Raw genomic sequence first — 18,152 nt, 5'->3', positions numbered from 1 at the left:
CCCCTTGTCCCCTTGTCCCCTTGTCCCCTTGTCCCCTTGTCCCCTTGTCTCCTTGTCTCCCTTGTCCCCTTATCTCCCTTGTCTCCTTGTCCCCTTGTCCCCTTGTCCCCTTGTCCCCTTGTCCCCTTGTCCCCTTGTCCCCTTGTCCCCTTGTCTCCTTGTCCCCTTGTCCCCTTGTGTAACTAAACGAAACAGCCCCGTCGAAGGGGGTCGGACGCTATGGTAAGCTGAACGATGGCATTAAAAAACCATTAAAGAAAAAGGTAAAGTTTGATGGCGGGTTCAACCGAAGTTCCCTATCTATTAAGGGCTGCACGGGGCGAAAAGCTCGATCGACCTCCTGTCTGGATGATGCGTCAGGCGGGTCGCTACATGAAGGCCTATCGAGACTTGCGAGAGAAGTATCCCAGTTTTCGAGAGCGATCGGAAATCCCGGAAGTGGCGATCGAAGTTTCCCTCCAGCCCTGGAGAGCGTTCGGACCCGACGGCGTGATTCTCTTTTCCGATATCGTTACCCCCCTTCCCGGCATGGGCATCAATATGGATATTGCCGAAGGGAAGGGACCGATTATCGATCCCCCCATCCGCACTCAGAAACAGGTGGATGAGTTACGTCCCCTCGAACCCGACGAATCTTTACCGTTTATCCGCACGATTTTAGGTGCCCTGCGACAGGAAGTGGGTAATAGTGCTGCGGTGCTGGGCTTTGTGGGCGCACCCTGGACTCTGGCGGCTTACGCCATTGAAGGCAAAGGCTCGAAAACCTATTCCAATATTAAAGGAATGGCGTTTTCGGAACCGACGATGTTACATCAACTGCTGAGTAAACTCGCCGATTCGATCGCCATTTACGTTCGCCATCAAATCGATTGCGGGGCGCAGGTGGTGCAGATGTTCGATTCCTGGGCCGGTCAACTGAGTCCCCAAGATTACGATACCTTTGCCCTACCTTACCAGCAGCAAGTGGTGCGGCAAGTCAGAGAAACCCACCCCGACACCCCATTAATCCTCCTCGTTAGCGGTGGCGCAGGGGTTCTCGAACGGATGGGACAATCCGGTGTCGATATCGTCAGCGTCGATTGGTCGGTGGATATGGCCGATGCCCGCAAGCGTTTGGGACCGGATATGAAAGTTCAGGGGAATATCGATCCGGGTGTGCTGTTCGGTTCTAAGGCCTTTATTCGCGATCGCATCCTCGATACGATTCGCAAAGCTGGAAATAGCGGTCACATCCTCAATCTCGGTCACGGTATCCTCCCCACCACCCCCGAGGAAAATGCCGCGTTCTTCTTTGAAACCGCCAAGCAAGCCGACCAGCTGTTAACAACTGTTTGAGGAAAGTTGGGGTCGGAATGCAAAATTAAACGTTAAAAACTAAACATTTAATTTACATTTCCGGTCCCCCCATTTCTCATCTCATTCAATTCCGAATTCCGATTTCCGAATTCCGAATTCATATGGCCCGTAAACGCATCTTCATTACCGGTGGTAGTGGCTGTATCGGTCACTATATTGCCGAAACGCTGATTCGGAATACCCAACACGAGTTATTTTTTCTCGTGCGCGATCCGGATAAATTGATGTTCGATTTTGAGGTGCGATCGGGCGTAACCGTTCTGCCGGGAGATTTGCGAGAAGTCGATCGCATGGCAGACTTTCTGGGAACGATGGATTGTGCGATTCTCGCGGCGGCGGCCTGGGGAGGTGCGACGGAATGCTTCGATATCAACGTTGCCAAAACCTGCAAAGTTCTCGAATATCTCGATCCGGCGCGCTGCGAGCAGGTTATCTATTTTTCGACGGCGAGTTTGCTGGGTCGGCAAAATCAACTTCTGCCGGAAGCAGCGCGTTTGGGAACCGACTATATTCGTTCTAAGTACGATTGCGTCAAACAACTGCCGCGCCTGCCGATTTATTCCCGCATCACGACTCTGTATCCGACGTTAGTTCTCGGTGGCGATGACACCAAACCCACTTCTCACCTTTCCTCTGGGATTCCGGAAGTGGTGAAATGGATAAATCTGATTCGGTTTTTCAAAGCTGATGGCAGTTTCCACTTCATTCACGGCCGAGATATTGCGGAAGTGGTGCGCTATCTGGTGGAACATCCCCCTGGCGAATCGCAGCAATGGGTGTTGGGAAATCAGGCTTATACGGTCGATCGGGCGATCGCAGAAGTTTGTGCCTATTTACGCAAATCGATTTATTTGCGCATTCCCCTATTCCCCCAACTCATCAATTTTTTCATCGTTGCCTTTAGAATCCAGATGGCATCCTGGGATCGGTTTTGTTTGGAGTATCGGCATTTTACCTATGACAATCCGGTGAATCCCAAAACCTTGGGATTAATGCCTTATTGCGAGACGATGACGGATGCGCTGCGCGTAAGTGGGGTGCCTCGGGGGTGAATGACATACTGAAGTTTGTCAGTCACCTAAAGCTCATTCGTTTTCCAATCTAGAATTCAGTTGTAAAGTTGAGATGAGTTCAACAATTGGATCGATTTAATTTTCTAAACGTTCTATAAAATTGATATTAAACACATGAGCTTTTTCTGGAAAAATTCCAAACTGCATTAAATAAAAATAGTTTAAAGTATTTGATTTAGATAGAACGATAAGAATCTGTTGATTAGATTCGTTCGCAAAACCAATTCCTAAATTATGCATTATTCTTTGATTGATGCTTTTCATGATAATTTGAGCATTGAAAGCATAATAAATCAGCTAAAATAGCGGTTCTTGCGCCTCATGAGGTACAGAGTTTCTGGTTTTAGGGAACAGGGAACAGGAAATGGGGAATGGGAAATAGAATTTGGGTGTACCTCATAAGAGACGAGAATTGCTATCTCTCAAGGATTGCGATTTTTTTATAAAATATCAATAGAGGAAAGTCCCGATCGATCTGATTGTGACATTGGCATATTACGGTCAATTATCCAGATCTGACACGAACGAGATTTCCAAGAGTTGCCTAGAATCGCAATCCCTCAGAATCTTGCCGATTTCAGAGCGAGAGAGTGTCAAAATAGATCTATTCGCCCGCTCGATCGTCCCTGAGTCGATCGAGCGGGCGAATTACACCGGCTTTTCCAGCTTCCATGCCCCAATTACCGACATCAGATTCTCCTTCCTATTCCCAAAAACCCTGGAACTATCTCCAAATCGGACTGCTCTTTTTACCCCTGAGTCCGTCTTTGGGTGGGGTGGGGATTGTCATTGCCACGGTTTGGACTTGGAAGGAACGCTTCAAGGATATCGTTCGCTCTGGTCTCAATCGAGGGTTGGCGCTATTCCTGGGGTTGCTCGTTTTATCTGCCAGTACGGCGATCGATCCCGAATCGGCATTTTTGGGCTTGTTTAACTTTTGGCCGTTTATCGTCATATTTGTCGCCCTTTGTTTGCTACTCGAAACCCCCGATCGATTGCGGCGCGTTGCCTGGATTCTGACGATCGCCTCCGCACCGGTTGCCCTGATTGGCATCGGGCAGATGTTCTCGGGATGGACGGGGCCCATCGATTTGGGCATGGTGGTGAATTGGCCCCTCGATGCGAACGGTACGCCGCCGGGACGGATGGCTTCAGTGTTCGATTATGCGAACGTTCTGGCTAACTACAGCGCGATCGTCTTTCTTTTGGCACTGGGATTGTGGATCGAAACCCATAGGCAGTTACGAGAGCTAACCCCAGCCCAAAAGGAGATGCGCTATGCCCGAGGGGTGCGGTTGCGCTGGCGGTTCCTCACCGGTTTGCTTGTCGCCCACGCGATCGCCATTGCCCTCACCTCCTCTCGCAATGCCTGGGGGGTGACGGTGTTGGGTTGTTTGGCTTACGGCATTTACCTGGGTTGGCGATCGCTGGTACTGGGTGTCACCGCCTACGGGGGGGTGATATTAGGTGCTTCCTTTGCCCCCCCTCCCCTGCAATCCTGGTTGCAGCCATTTGTCCCCGCCTCGGTTTGGATGCGATTGAGCGATCGCCTGTATGCCGATCGACCCGAGGCGTTGATGCGGGTGACGCAGTGGGAATTTGCCGGCAATCTGACCCGAGAACGACCCTGGACGGGTTGGGGTTTGCGCAGTTTTACCGCCCTCTACGAAGCGCAAAAACAATTGTGGTTGGGACACCCCCACAACTTGGCTTTGATGATGTCGGCAGAAACCGGGATTCCGGCGACGCTGCTATTGTTTGGCTTGGTGGGTTGGGTAATGTTTCGCGGCGTTCGGCTGTTGATGGGTTGGCATTCGCTGCCGGAAATTACCTCAGAAGAAGACACGGAAATCTCGACCCCTTCCAAGTCCGATCGCCTCCTGTTATTTAGCTATCTCGTTGCCTTTGGGGCAATGACCCTCTTTCACCTGGTTGATGTCACCTTATTCGACTCCCGGATTAACTTGCTCGGGTGGCTGTTACTCGCGGCAATTTGGGGTTTGGTGCGCGGGTCTCAAACTCAAACCGAGCCTCCCGTATAGCGATTATCCGGGAATACGATCGCTTCTTGGAGATGGAAGGGTGGGTCGTATAGCTATATGCAGTCGTGTTAGCCTGGATGATTCACCAAACGCTGTCATCCCGAACTCGAGCGAATCTCACGCAAACAGTCTGTTTTTCAGCTAAGTTGCCAATATGCTTGCTGGGTAAAGCTTGGGGCAATTTCCGTCAACCCTCATGAATAATCCAGGTTAGGACACAAGAGACCGCGAGCCGGGGGAGAGGGGGGAGACAAGGGAGAGGGGGGAGACAAATCAAGAAAGAGACGCTCATGCTGTCGGACTGTCCTCACCTCATTGAATACAGCTATAGAACCCACCCCAATAAGATTCTATGGCTTTTCATCCGTTAGCCTGACATTCAGACTAGTACTCCACCACACTGATTTTGAGGGCTAACTCGCATTGCTTCCCCTCCTGTCGAGGGGTTAGGGGTGGGTTCCCTCTGCCGAGTGGAACTTCTCTGATGACCCACCAAAATCATTGTGGCGGAGTACTAGAGCGAAAAACTGGCTCCTCAACCCTTGGGGGCAAATTTCATCAAGATGCCCTGGGAATCGCGCAACTCAAAATCGTTCAAATTGGCTAAATTCTCACCTTCGTCCAATCCGGGAGAGGCGATCGCCACCTGCCACTGATTGAGGTTCAATCCGAGCCATTCTCCGGGCTTAACGCGCATCGGTTCGCCTCCCATGTGCGCCACCATGGCAATCCCCTCGGAACCGTGATTGGGGTTGGTACGTATGCCGTAGAACACCGTACTGTCCCCTGCGCTTTTCTTATCGAAGCGATCGGTCCCGATCAGGTTTTGCGCCAGCCAGGAATGGTCTTGCCGGAAGCGACGCAAACTCAAGTTAAACTCCGCCCGGACTCGATCGACCCCCTCGAGATAATGACCGATGTTGCACGCATGGTAGCAATCTTCCATGAACATCAGCGCAAATTTCTTGAGTTTGGGAACGTCCAAACTTTTCAACCAAGCCACCATCTCCTCAGAGGTCGTGCGGACGATGGGTTCGATTTCGCAAGCCCCGGCATCTTCGCCCACACAAGCATTCAGGGCATCGGGCAGTTCCGCCAAATCGCAGTTTAATTCGATCGTGGCGTACTGTAAAATCTTGCCGAACTCCCGCAACTTCTCCAACCGGTCAAATCCCAGAGCCTTCATCTGCAAGAACATCTGCGGCGCCTGATACATTTGGGGGGTCATTTGCCAGTCCAAAAATCCCATCTCTTCGGCAACCACCTTCACCCCGTAGCGTTCGTCGGTATTGCGGAAAAACATCCACGGTGCGTGGCTGGTGGCGTTAATAAAATCCATGGGCAAACCGGGGCTGAACCCGTACACCCACAGGGTCACCGCCGGATTGTCGTAGGCGTTGTGCAGCACCTCCGGTAGGGTTTCCCCTAAATTCCAGTTAATGGGTTTGTCGAGATCCACTTGATTGCCCCGGCGGACGGTATCGTGGTTGGCGCAGCCGGTAATCCAGTTACTCCCCCGACGAATCACCTCGAACACCCGCCGCCATTTCCGTTCCCAATAGCCTTTGAGGGCAGGAGTATTGTGGGCGAAAATCAGCGGTCCCCACTGGTAGGATTCGGGCATTTTGTCGATCAGATCGAAATAGGTGGAGGTTTCCTCCCATCCCTCTTGAGGCCAGGGACGACCGTCCTCGAAAATGGTAAACAGCAGCCGTTTGTGACCTTCGATTTCCTGCACCACATCGCTCATTGCCAGTAGGTAGGAATCATCGTATTCCACAAATCCGGAGAGGGGGTTGAAAAAGCGGAAGTCCTGGCCGCCATCGACGCGAATTCCATCCACCCCGGTATTATTTTTTCGCCGCTGCATTTCCAGGAAAATCGCCCGGACAGTGGGCAGTTGGTGGTTCAAATCCTGACCGTACATATTCGGCCCTTTGAGGTATTCCCGATTCAGCAGCAACTCCGATTGGTTGTCCGCGTGACCGTAAACCAAATCGTAGATAATCTGAATCGGCCCTTGGGAGAAGTTGTGGAGGGTGGCAATAAAATCGATGGTTTCATCGGGGCGCAAACTGCCCAAGAAGGCGGGATTGGTGGTACTCGATCCGAGGATGGGAACGTCGTAACCCCAGTCTTGGGTATTGGGTTTGGTCAGTTCGATGGTGAGAACCTCTTCGGTTTCCGAGACGAAGGCGAAAAACTCGCTTTCGGGGCTGTATTCGTCGCGAAACTCGATGGTCGGTTCCGTGGGTAGTAGCTGAACGGCATCGTAGCCGACGTAGTTGGTTTCGGCGGGAGTGAGGGGTTCTCCTGCGGCGAGTTTGTCGGAAATGCGCTGGTACAGGCGAGTCAAACCTTCGAGAGTTCCCTCGGCTGTGGCAGTACCGACGTGAAGTTGTAAGATATTGTGGGGCGCGCCGATGCGGGGAATCGCGGTAGTCTCAAAATCTACCATCGGATTGACGAACATCTTGGGCATTTCTACGGCGCTGGTGCGGGCGAAGTAGTCGAGATCGGCCCGGTTGCGCTGAAGGCTGTCGATGTCGTAGAGTTCGGCAGGGGCGAAAACGCCGTAGGGGAGAGAGTAGGGAACGACATCGCGAATGGCTTGCAATTTGCCCTGTTGGTCGATGTAGCGAATCCAGTAAAACGAGCCGAGACGATCGCGACTCCCGGCTTCCATGCCCGAAACCACTCCCCAGAGAAACTCCCCTTCCTGATACAAATTGAGGCGATCGCGCCGGAATTTGACGGTTTGCTTGTCGGCACGGGGGTCGATGGTATCGAGGGGGGTGAGCACTTCGAGGTAAATCTCGTGTTTGCGCATCACCTGACCGATCAGTTCGGGCACCCAAAATCCGAGTTCGGTCAGTCCGTCGGAGCGGTAGTGGGCGCCGAGAAGCTCCGCGAGTTGCTGGCCTTTTTCAAAGTAGCTCAGATCGGAATGTTCGATGGCAATCGCCCGATCGGCGAGTTGTTGGGTTGCGTCTTCAATGAGTTGGATGGTTGAGATTGGAGTTTCGACTGTCACAGTGGAGTTTTGGAAAATTAAGACTGTATAAAATTCTAGGCGATTTGAGACCCCCTAAACCGGGAAAATTTTCCAGGGATATCCGATCGTCTTGACAAAGTGTTAATTTTATGGGTTAACTAACAAAGTGAGAATGCGGTTCAACCTCAGTGAACGCTCGCCTTTGAGACTTTTCACCCGGTAGGGGTCAACTGACAAGTTACTGACAAGTTGAAGTTTTTTACATTTGGGTGAATTTGAGCGGGCGTGGCTGGGGGAGCAAGACCCTTGATGTTTCGTTTCAGTTATAGCAGCGCCGGTATCGTTACACATTTTCAGTCATGGGGAATGGGGAATAGGGAACGGGGAATAGGGAATGGGGAATAGAAAAAACCTATTTCTTCAATCGTGTAAATAAACTGATGACGAAGCGCTATATGACCGATAATTACCCGATCGTCAGAAATCATTCCCCGTGAGGTAGGGATAAGGCGATCGGGCCAAATGCAAGCTATATTAATGCTAAATTCCCAAAACTCCCTGCACGGTCATCATTTCCCATGCGAAAGATTCTGATTCTAGCAGCCAATCCCAAAGATACGAAAGCCTTACGATTGGACGAAGAGTTACGGGATATTGACGAAGGACTACAAAGAGCCAAACATAGAGACCAATTCCAGTTAATCCAAAAACTTGCCGTTCGCACCCGCGATATTCAGCGATCGATGCTCGATGAAACGCCGCAAATCGTCCATTTTTCCGGTCATGGGGCAGGGGAAGAGGGTTTGGCATTTGAGGATGAGGTGGGTCAAGCCAAACTGGTTTCTGGGGACGCGCTGGCGGCGTTGTTTGAGTTGTTTTCCGATCCGGAAGCATTTCCCAATCCCCTGGAATGCGTGGTGCTTAATGGTTGCTATTCCCAAGTGCAAGCCGAAGCGATCGCCCGTCATATTCCCTACGTTATTGGTATGAAAAAGGCGATCGGGGATAAAGCGGCGATCGAATTTGCCGTGGGGTTCTACGATGCATTGGGGTCGGGTTATCCGATTGAGTTTGCCTATAAAAGCGGCTGCGTTGCCATTCGCATGGAGGGCATTCCGGAACATCTGACCCCGGTACTGTTAAAGAAACCCGCTACCGCGCAACCCGACATCCCCGCACCCTCCCCGTTACCAATGCCAGCCTCCCAGCCAGCAACTCAGCCAGCAACTCCGATGAATCCAGAACCGATCGAAGTTTTTATCTCCTACTCCCACAAGGATGAGGATTTAAAGGACGAACTCTACATTCACCTCGCCAACTTGAAGCGACAGGGCAAGATTAAGCCCTGGCAGGATCGGGAAATTGAGGCGGGGGAGGAATGGGATGCCGAAATTAAGGCGCATCTGGAATCGGCTGGGGTGATTTTGCTGCTGATTACCCCCCGTTTTATTGCTTCGGAATACTGTTTCGATGAAGAAATGCAACGGGCGATGGAACGTCACGAAGAGGGGACGGCGCGGGTGATTCCGGTGATTATGAAACCTTGCGATTGGCAGGGTACGCCCTTTCGCAAACTCCAGGTTTTACCCAAATATGCAAAACCCGTTAAAACCTGGGACAACTTGGATGAAGCATTGCTCGATGTGGTACGGGGTATTCGTCGAGTTGTGGACTCTTTATCAAAACAGTAGCCCGTGCTAGATTAGCTACTGAAACGGTCCTTAATTCTCCTATTATCTTACGCAATTTGTCAATATTGGGTGTAGCTATGAAAATTTTCACAGAATCTCGTTTGTTGATAATTCCAATTATCATACTCTTTAGCAGTTGTTCGGCGGAAGCTCAACCACAACAACAAGAAGTAACTCAGATATGCAAGCCTGCGGCTTCGAGTTTTTCTCAAAACTTCAATTTATATAATTCTGTTTTAGATTCAGAGTTAGTGGATGAGTGGGCTGAGACAAAAAATAATAAACTCGAGCTAGTATCTTCTATTTCAACAGGAAGTTTATCACTAGTGATTTTGGTGCTACTAATACTCGGACTATTATTATCGGGTATTTATTTTCTTCTTTTAGGATTTGTCAAAATAGAAGAAGAGCAAGTTGGAATTGCGATCAAAAAAGGAGGAGTAGATTTTTCAAAAAAATTACCACCCGATCGAATTATAGCTCTTAATGGCGAACCTGGTATTCAAGCGGATTTACTGCCTCCTGGACTGCATCGTAACTATTTTATATGGCAATACACTATTTTAAAAGAAGATTTTATTGTTATTCCCCAGGGAGAAATTGCCTTAGTTATTGCTCAAGATGGAGCACCTATGGAAGCAGGAAAAGCCTTGGGAAAGGTCGTTGATTGTGATGATTTTCAAGATGCTAGATCGTTTTTAGAGAATGGTGAAGAAAAGGGGCAGCAATTAAAATTTTTAACGACAGGAACATATAGAATAAATACTAAGCTATTTACCATTATTACAGTAAACAATGCAAATAAATATGGCTTGAAACCAGAGTTACTCCGATATTGTACAGTGGCTTCTGACAAGGTAGGAATTGTTATAACTCACGACGGAATTCCAATCCAATCAGGAGAGATTGCTGGCTCTATAATTGAAGGACATAACAAATTTCAAGATCCGCAAAAATTTATTAATAATGGTGGTTTTAGAGGATTACAACAGGAGATTTTACCATCAGGAAATTGGGATTTAAATCCCTGGTTTGCAGAGGTAGAAAAAGTTCCACTCGTTGAAATTCCTACAGGAAGTGTTGGTGTTGTTATTTCACATGTTGGCTCCGAATATAATTCAGATTATCTTGTAGATTCTGGATTTAAAGGTGCTTGTAAAATACCTTTGCGAAGCGGTAAGCACCCTATCAATACTAAAGTAGTAAGCATTGAGATTGTGCCTACACATGAAATTACTTTAGACTGGAAAAATGATACGAGTAAGAATCCATCAAATTATGATTCTAGTTTGAATTCATTAAGTTTGAGATCGAAGGATGGCTTTGCTTTTAATATTGAAATAACTCAGGTCATCAAAGTACCAGAAGAAAATGCACCGAGAATGATATCTCGCATTGGGTCGCCTCTATTTGGAATAGACGGTCATCCCAGTGATGGTATTTCTGGCTCTCCGACAGCTCCTAAGTACACGTCAATAAAAAATCTTGTAACCAGAGTTTTAAAGCCAATGGTAGAAAACCATTTTCGAAATTCGGTTCAGCAGTATGGAGCGTTAGAATTTCTGGATGAACGTAGCGATCGTCAAAGAGAAGCTGTAATTGCGATACGAGAAGGACTTAGAGAATATGGCGTTGAAGCGGTAGGTACTTATCTGAATGAGATTGATTTGCCACCTGACTTAGAGAGAGCTTTGACAGAAAGAAAAATTGCTGAGCAACAAAAGGAGACTTTTGAAGCTCAACAAGAAGCTGAGATTGCAAGGCAAAAACTGGTCCGTTTAAAAGAACTAACGGAGATTCAACAACAACTAGTTGAAGCAGAAGAAGGTCTCAAAATTGCCGAACTAGAGGCAGAGTCTCAGATGCTAAAGGGTGGAGTAGAGGTAGATCTCCTTAGCAAGAAAATTGAAGCATTTGGTGCTGAAAATTATGCTGCAGTTAAGATCGTGGAAACAATGAGCCAAAATAAGATGCGGTTAGTTCCAGAACTATCTTTTGACAGTAAGGATAACTATGGGTCAGCTTTGCTACAGTGGCTAGTCGGTAGCTTTCTTCAACCACGCAACACCGAAACTGAAGAATTAAACGATATCAGCATACCATCAGACAAAGCAAAGCCTGATGGTGAAGGTAGTTCGAATGACTTCTCTGCACAAGAAAACATAGATAGTAATCTAGACGATTTACAAACATCTGATAGGTTGAATGTCCAGCATGAAGAATTTCCTCAATCTTCTGAACTTAAAAACGATAATTGATTTCAGGTTAAACACCTGCATATATGTGATAAAAATTTGTAAAAAGCAGGCTTCCATTCAGTATATAACAGTCGATCTCGACCCAATGCCGGTAGATGACCTTGATTTGCCCCTAAGCTAAAAGTAAAGTCTTTATACTCTACTACAGAAGTATCATTTTTCATCCATCCAACTGACTTCTCAAATTCCTCAAAGAGATTACCTTTAACGCTTTCAGTTTTACCTTTACTGGTTTTGCACCAAATATTTTTTTGCGAAGTAAATCCGAATTTACCTCTACTATGGAAATTCCAAAGGGTGTCAATTTCCTGTATAACCTCGCAAGAAATTTTTTGTATATCCTGAATTCGCAACCAATTCTCTTCAATTCGCTCTACTGATAAGAGAAGTTTCTGATATGTTTCAACATCTGCTTGACTCCACTGCTGGTGCTCTAAAAAAGATGAAAGTTTCTCAAAGCTAAGATTCTGAGTTGGTTGGATAAAAAAAAATTTCTCTTCGTCAAAACTTTTAGTTTTTGTAAATCGATCTAAAGTACTCTCTTTAGATACTTGATTCTTTTCCTCTCTCAAATTTTCTCTATTTGAATTAAATTTCGGTTGAGCCTGAGTTTTTTGTTCTGAATGAGGATGTAATTTACTTTGAATGACTCTTTTTATATCACAGACAATACCATTGAACACTCGATCTCGATTTTCTCTAGAAGAGGAAGTGACTGATTTCTCATTTCTAGGCAATCCTTGAAGCTTGTTTAAAGGAGAAATTCTCCAATCACAATCTCTCAAAATGATGGGAAAAACAAGTGTTTTTCCAGCATCATGAAGTTTGACGGCGGGAATCATTTCATCATTCCAACAGCTATCTGAGCTGATATAATCGGAGCTAATGAGCAGAAGAATAATATCAGCAGAATTCAATTTTTTCTTCAGCTTTTCAACTCTATTTTCACCCGGATCGATCAGCTGTTTATGCCAGATTGAAATCAAATTTTCTCGCTCTAAAGAATGAAGATGATTAGCAATTTCATTTCTTAAATCTTCATCTTTTTTGGCATAGGATAAGAATAGTTCAAGAGCTTGTTTACCCCTATCTAATGAAATTTCCATCATTCCAAATTCAAGTATTGACTCAATGTCATCACTATTAGCAGATCGCCAACGCGCCACAGAACTACACCAACTTGCCAAAACCCAGAGCTTTCTCCACACCCCTAGCCAATAAACTAGCCAATAAACTTTTTCAGCAAATCCAACTTGCCCTTATACGGCGCGTACCGCCAATCTAAATCCAACCATAACCCCCGTTTGAGGACGCTTTTGTAGTGGGAGAAAGTATCGAAACTTGATTTACCGTGATAGCTGCCGATGCCGCTATCCCCCACGCCGCCGAAGGGCAACTCGGGAACGCCCACTTGCATCACCGTATCGTTGACGCAAACTCCTCCCGATGAGGTGCGATCGAGTACCTGCTGCTGTTTTTGCTTATCTCGGGAGAAAATATACAGTGCCAAAGGTTTCGGACGTTGGTTAATCTGCTCGATCGCCTCGGATAAATTCGTATAGTCTAAAACCGGCAAAATCGGTCCGAAAATTTCATCTTCCATTACCGGATCGTCCCAGGTAATTTCATCTAAAACCGTCGGCGCAATATAGCGTTCTTCAGGTTTCGTTTCGCCGCCGATAACCACTTTGCCATCGTTGACAAATTCCGCCACTCGATCGAAATGCCGCTGACTGATTAACCGAGCAAAATCAGGACTTTGAGCGGGATTATCACCGTAAAACTCGCCGATATATTTTTTAATCCCCGCGAGTAATTCCGATTTCACCGTGCGATCGACTAACAGATAATCCGGGGCAATACAGGTTTGTCCGGCGTTGATAAATTTACCCCAAGTAATCCGTTTTGCCGCTAGATCGAGATCGACATCGGCATCGACAATACAGGGGCTTTTTCCGCCCAACTCCAACGTCACCGGCGTTAAATTTTTCGCCGCCGCTTCCATGACAATTCGCCCGATTTTCGTGCCGCCAGTAAAGAAAATGCGATCGAACTTTTGAGCGAGTAACTGTTGCGAGGTTTCCACCCCACCCTCGATCGCCGCCACAAACGCCGGATCGAATGTATCCCTCACCAAATCCGCCACCAGGCGGGAGGTATTCTCGGCAAGTTCCGACGGTTTGAGGATAGCGCAATTTCCAGCGGCGATCGCCCCAACAAGGGGATTAATCAACAATTGAAAGGGATAATTCCACGGTCCGATAATTAGGACAACTCCCAAGGGTTCCGGGTAAATCCACGCCGATGCCGGAAATTGGTCGAGAGGCATTGCCACTCTTTTCGGCTTCGTCCATGATTTGAGACGCTTGAGGGCATATTTCACTTCCGAAACCGCCGCAATCTCGAAATAGGCTTCAAATTCCGAGCGACGCAAATCGGCATTCACCGCATCGCAAATGGCTTGTTGGCGATCGAGAATTGCCTGTTTGAGGCGTTCGAGTTGTTCGATGCGAAAAGCAATCTCTTTGGTTTTTCCCGTGGCAAAAAACTGCCGTTGTTTTTCGAGGATATTTTCAACGGGGGAAAGGGTTTGCATGATTTATTAATTGTTAATTATTAATTATTAATTGTTAATTGCTCCGCTTCTTCAAACTCAGAAAACGGCGGAAAAGGAGACTCTTCTGGGAACCCAGCCTCATCCCATGGGTTGAAATAACTCGCGACGATCGCCACCGCCAACCACCACAACGTCTGTACCGGGGGACGATACCACACCGTATCCACCAAGCCGTGGGCCATCAAACCGCAAATCGAGGCGATCGCCCCCATCAGCCAGTATCCTTCCCGACTCATCGTCCAACGCAGCCGGTTGAGCTGTACCCACCCTTGGTTTAATATCACCAGTAGCAGCCAGAGGAAGCTCACCAGCCCGATCGCCCCGGCTTCGACTAAAACCTCCAAAAAGACAGAATACGCCCCTAGAGCGTCCTGATATTTAGCGCGGGCGAACTGTACGTAAATTTCTCGAAACGCATCGTTTCCCGGTCCGATGCCCAACACCGGACGAGCGCGAATCATATCCAAAACGGCCGCCCAAACATTCAACCGGAAGTTATTACTACTATCTTCTCGACCGACAAACATACTCGCCACTCGCATCCGTACCGGTTCCACGAACAGCACCGCCACCAGCAACATCAATCCCGACGCGCCCAACACTGCCGGCATCGCCAAAGGTCTCACCTTCGCAGGCAGTTTGACACTCCACCAATACACCAGCAGCAGGACCATCACGAATCCCGCCGCGAGCAACCCGATCCAACCCCCTCGGCTGAAGGTCGCCACTAAACAGGCAGAATTCACGAGCGTCATCACCACTGCCAGGATTTTCGGCAACCACCCCCGCCACGCAAAGATTGCCGCCATACTAAACACCACCGCTGGGATTAGGTACCCCGCGAGCAGGTTGGGGTTGCCCAAATAGCTGTAGACTCGCGTAACGCCGGCCATTTCCGAGGTGGGATCGGTCCAGGTAGCCAAAGCATCAACACCGAAGTACCACTGGCGCATCCCGTAGACACTCACCGCCACGGCCGCGTGCAGGTAAATCGTCACCACCCCCGATCGCCACCGAGGCGATCGCAGTACCTTCGCACACAGGGCAAACAGCAACAAAAATAAGGTCAGTTTCACCCATCCCGAAAACGCCTCGGCTTTGACCGGAGACAGTGCTGTAGCCACCGTCATCACGCCCCAGTACAACAGCACCAACACGTGAATCGGCGTAAATCCCCAGTTGCTATCGTCGGATACCGTCACCAGCAACCAAAAAGCTCCACAGGCCATCATCAGCACCCCCACCAGGGTGGTCGAGCAAAACGGCGCTAGGGCGAATACAAGGGCCACCAACAAAGCGCCCAAGGGTTCAGACCACAGCATCAACCAGCTTCCCGGTCGCCAACTGCGCAGGGAACCACCCAACAAGCGATACAAAAAACTCGAACCCCGCCACCTCGAAGGTCGCAGGGCACTTAAGGTCATCTGTTGCCAAACAAGATTTGTCATAGAATGCAAGCGCTACCTGGACGAGCGAAAATCCCACGTCGCCCTAATTGTCAATTGTCAATTGTCACTTGTCAATTGTTAGCGCTTCTCCGGCAGGGTGACGATGTAGCGATAACCCGATTGTTCCGAACCCTGAATCGAGAGATTGCCTCCGTGCATTTGAGCCAACTGACAACTCAGGAGTAAGCCCAATCGATCGCTCGAGCGATCGAGCTTGCACTGTTCGACGTAATCGAGCACTTTGACAACCGAGGTTTCTTGTCTGAGGTCGGACAAATCTATCGGTTCGGAAACGGCTTCGGGACTGCTCGGTCGTACCGCTTCGGAGACGCCAATTCCGCAGGCTTCGAGTTCGGTTTCGGGTAAACTGTCCCCCAGCCAGGGATGGGACACCCAAACCACGATATTCAAGTTATCCACTTTGCGGGAGACGTGAACGCGAATCACGCACCCTGCCTCTGCCACGTGGACGACGCGATAGATGAGGTGGTAGAGCAATTGCTGGACTTTACTCTTATCGAGCAACCAAATCCGATGAACGGGTTCGACGGAAATGTGAATTTGCTGCTCTCGCCGCTCGGCAACGGGTTCGAGGGTTTTGAGGACTTGCTGGCAGAGCATTTCCACATCCACCGACGTGAGCGATAGGGGAGCCGTACCGTTGAGTTCTCGCAGGGCCAGCACTTCTTCCACGAGGGAGAGCAGGTATTGACCGCTATCGTGAATGACTTTGAGATATTCTTTTTGCTTTTGCCGCAAGGGGCCGTAAATTTCGCGACTGAGAACGCTCGTCATCCCCATCACCGATGTCAGCGGCGTGCGCAGTTCTTGCATGAGGCGATCGAGCAGTTCGATTTTCAGCTGGTCTGTGGAGAGGGCATTTTCTGATAAATCCTCCACCGACTGTATGCGATCGGATTTGCGAGGTCGGGGGGAGGGTGACAGCTCTGAGAGGGGTTGCCCCCGTTCTAACTCCGCCATCGTCCAGCGCGCGGCGAGTTTGACAAACTCAATTTCTTTAGGTCGAAATGCCCGAGGTGCCAAGTCCATCACCGCCAGGGTTCCGAGGCAATGTCCCGTGGCAGTCATCAGGGGAACCCCCATGTAGGCCCGAATCCCGTAATGTCCCACAAACAACCGATGGGCGAAGTTGGGATGGGTGGTGGTATCGCGAATGCTCAGAACCTGTTGGCTGTCAACGATGTAGGAGCAGAAACACTCGCTACGCTTAATTTGGCGAACGGTGGCCAGAGATTGGATTTGTTCGAGATCGGACCAGCCGACTTCGGCTTTAATCCATTGCCAATCTCGATCGATCGCGCTGAGGATACAGATGGGAATTTCTAAAAATTCCGCCACCGCCTGAGTGGCTTCTTCAAACACAGATACATCCTCGGTCTCGAGCAAGCCGGACTCCGCTAAGGCAAGTAAGCGTTGTTGTTCTCGATCGGTTTGGCTCATAAGGTTCTGCGACGAAATTGGAATGGGTAAAGACTTCGGAAGGCTCGATCTACAGAGCATTCAGAGTCTAAATGCGAGCACTCGACCGTGTAACTCGATCGGCCCCAAAACAGTCAAGGGGAAAAGGGGAAGTTCCGAATTGAGTTTCACGCGGCGTGCGAATTAACAATATTTTAGATGGATTCTCCTCAATCGCGACTCGGCGAGTTCTGAATCGCCGGATGATCGAAAATCGAGGCAATGACTCGCACCCCCCGTAATTGATTGGAGAGGGGAAGGTGTCCCTTCGGCGCGCTCAAGTCCCAGGTAAATTCTTGGGGATAGCGCGTCCAATTTTTCCCGTTTTTCCAGCCTAGCTCGACCCACAACTTTTCCCAATTTTTCCCACTCCCCAGCCAGATTTTTCGCTGTACGGAAAAGCCAAACCGGTCTTGGGTCTGCTCTCGCCACAGCCGGTCGATGGTTTGCATATCCGCCACGGGAAAATTATTCACTTCGGTAAAATAGAGCCATTTTCGCTCCACTGCTGCGGCCCCGGCTAGCTGACACAACAGTTGTTGGGTGAGTCGATCGGCTTCTTGAAAACGCTCGTCACAGAGCGCTTGTTGTAGGGGAGTATAGTCAAGATTGGGTTCTGAGTGGGGCCAGACGAGGTTAGTGGCAGTTGAGTCTGTCATAAAGTTATCGCCCTTGGTGGGGTTAGGTTTTTGACAATTCATCAGATCGAGAAACGTTCTCTGACTGGCTCGCGAGGGCGATCGCCCTCAATGGACGTGGAAATTTGGAGATGGACGAGGATTGTGTTCCCCGTTTGCTCGAACCCTCAGCTCAGACGACACTCATCAAAATGATTGACAAAGTCAACCAGATATGCATGGAACGAGAACGACTTTGATGAGGTGAGTGACAACCCTGGAATGTTTCCCACTCAAACCGCGATCGGATCGGCAATCTTCAATTGGCACTCACCGGGACGATCGGTGGACATGACCCGCACCGAATCGATTGACTTGAAGGCGATCGAGCACGCTCTCGGTGAGAGGCTAGAACACCTTGACACCCAGAGAATCTCCCGATCGAACTAGCTTGAGCATTTGTACCGAGCTGTCACTATTTAATCCTACAACGAGTACCTTCCCCAAAGTCTTTAGCCTTTGTGGATGCTCTGGTGGGCTAGCTCAACAATGGACAATTGACAATTGACAATGGAC

General features: G+C 49.0%; 13 protein-coding genes. 6 read left to right on the top strand and 7 right to left on the bottom strand.

Going from position 1 to position 18,152, the window contains the following annotated elements; genetic code table 11:
- Positions 1 to 273 precede the first annotated feature (273 nt).
- Positions 274 to 1,335, top strand: a complete 1,062-nt coding sequence (hemE, locus tag AC2215_RS19900) for a uroporphyrinogen decarboxylase (protein ID WP_486811751.1) — start codon at positions 274 to 276, stop codon at positions 1,333 to 1,335.
- Positions 1,336 to 1,457: 122 nt separating this feature from the next.
- Positions 1,458 to 2,408, top strand: coding sequence for an NAD-dependent epimerase/dehydratase family protein (locus AC2215_RS19895; RefSeq protein ID WP_486811750.1), 951 nt, complete (start codon positions 1,458 to 1,460; stop codon positions 2,406 to 2,408).
- 96 nt (positions 2,409 to 2,504) lie between these two features.
- Here AC2215_RS19895 and AC2215_RS19890 read toward each other — a convergent pair whose 3' ends face one another.
- Positions 2,505 to 2,693: a hypothetical protein gene (locus tag AC2215_RS19890; RefSeq protein ID WP_486811749.1), complete on the bottom strand. Its 189-nt coding sequence runs from the start codon at positions 2,691 to 2,693 to the stop codon at positions 2,505 to 2,507.
- Between the two features lie 407 nt (positions 2,694 to 3,100).
- Here AC2215_RS19890 and AC2215_RS19885 point away from each other — a divergent pair, with 407 nt between their 5' ends.
- Entirely contained in the window at positions 3,101 to 4,471 is a 1,371-nt protein-coding gene (locus AC2215_RS19885) for an O-antigen ligase family protein (RefSeq protein WP_486811748.1), read from the top strand.
- A gap of 535 nt (positions 4,472 to 5,006) precedes the next feature.
- On the opposite strand, the gene gghA is transcribed toward AC2215_RS19885, so the two are convergent.
- Positions 5,007 to 7,505, bottom strand: a complete 2,499-nt coding sequence (gene gghA, locus AC2215_RS19880; protein WP_486811747.1) for a glucosylglycerol hydrolase — start codon at positions 7,503 to 7,505, stop codon at positions 5,007 to 5,009.
- A 539-nt stretch (positions 7,506 to 8,044) separates the two neighbouring features.
- On the opposite strand from gghA, the gene AC2215_RS19875 reads away from it, so the two are divergent.
- Both AC2215_RS19875 and AC2215_RS19870 read left to right on the top strand, forming a co-directional pair.
- The gene (locus AC2215_RS19875) at positions 8,045 to 9,157 is read left to right on the top strand and encodes a TIR domain-containing protein (protein ID WP_486811746.1); all 1,113 of its coding nucleotides are present in this window, start codon (positions 8,045 to 8,047) and stop codon (positions 9,155 to 9,157) included.
- 77 nt (positions 9,158 to 9,234) lie between these two features.
- On the top strand, positions 9,235 to 11,415 hold the full coding sequence (locus AC2215_RS19870; RefSeq protein ID WP_486811745.1) for an SPFH domain-containing protein: 2,181 nt from the start codon (positions 9,235 to 9,237) through the stop codon (positions 11,413 to 11,415).
- Between the two features lie 2 nt (positions 11,416 to 11,417).
- Here the strand turns inward: AC2215_RS19870 and AC2215_RS19865 are convergent, their stop codons facing one another.
- From AC2215_RS19865 to AC2215_RS19845, 5 genes are all read right to left on the bottom strand, one after another.
- Positions 11,418 to 12,581: a GUN4 domain-containing protein gene (locus tag AC2215_RS19865; RefSeq protein WP_486811744.1), complete on the bottom strand. Its 1,164-nt coding sequence runs from the start codon at positions 12,579 to 12,581 to the stop codon at positions 11,418 to 11,420.
- Between the two features lie 56 nt (positions 12,582 to 12,637).
- Positions 12,638 to 14,011 (bottom strand): aldehyde dehydrogenase, encoded by a 1,374-nt coding sequence (locus AC2215_RS19860; RefSeq protein WP_486811743.1) that lies wholly within the window; start codon positions 14,009 to 14,011, stop codon positions 12,638 to 12,640.
- A gap of 20 nt (positions 14,012 to 14,031) precedes the next feature.
- Positions 14,032 to 15,480, bottom strand: a complete 1,449-nt coding sequence (locus AC2215_RS19855; protein ID WP_486811742.1) for an IctB family putative bicarbonate transporter — start codon at positions 15,478 to 15,480, stop codon at positions 14,032 to 14,034.
- Positions 15,481 to 15,558: 78 nt separating this feature from the next.
- Positions 15,559 to 16,941 carry a GAF domain-containing sensor histidine kinase gene (locus AC2215_RS19850; protein WP_486811741.1) on the bottom strand — a complete coding sequence of 461 codons (1,383 nt, stop codon included), beginning with the start codon at positions 16,939 to 16,941 and terminating at the stop codon, positions 15,559 to 15,561.
- A gap of 188 nt (positions 16,942 to 17,129) precedes the next feature.
- The gene (locus tag AC2215_RS19845) at positions 17,130 to 17,618 is read right to left on the bottom strand and encodes a GUN4 domain-containing protein (RefSeq protein ID WP_486811740.1); all 489 of its coding nucleotides are present in this window, start codon (positions 17,616 to 17,618) and stop codon (positions 17,130 to 17,132) included.
- Positions 17,619 to 17,840: 222 nt separating this feature from the next.
- Here AC2215_RS19845 and AC2215_RS19840 point away from each other — a divergent pair, with 222 nt between their 5' ends.
- The gene (locus AC2215_RS19840) at positions 17,841 to 18,026 is read left to right on the top strand and encodes a hypothetical protein (RefSeq protein WP_486811739.1); all 186 of its coding nucleotides are present in this window, start codon (positions 17,841 to 17,843) and stop codon (positions 18,024 to 18,026) included.
- The last annotated feature ends 126 nt before the right edge of the window (positions 18,027 to 18,152 follow it).

Source organism: Zarconia sp., assembly GCF_057467645.1.
Note: the sequence above shows the minus strand (reverse complement) of the source record. Positions and strands in the feature narration are given on the sequence as shown.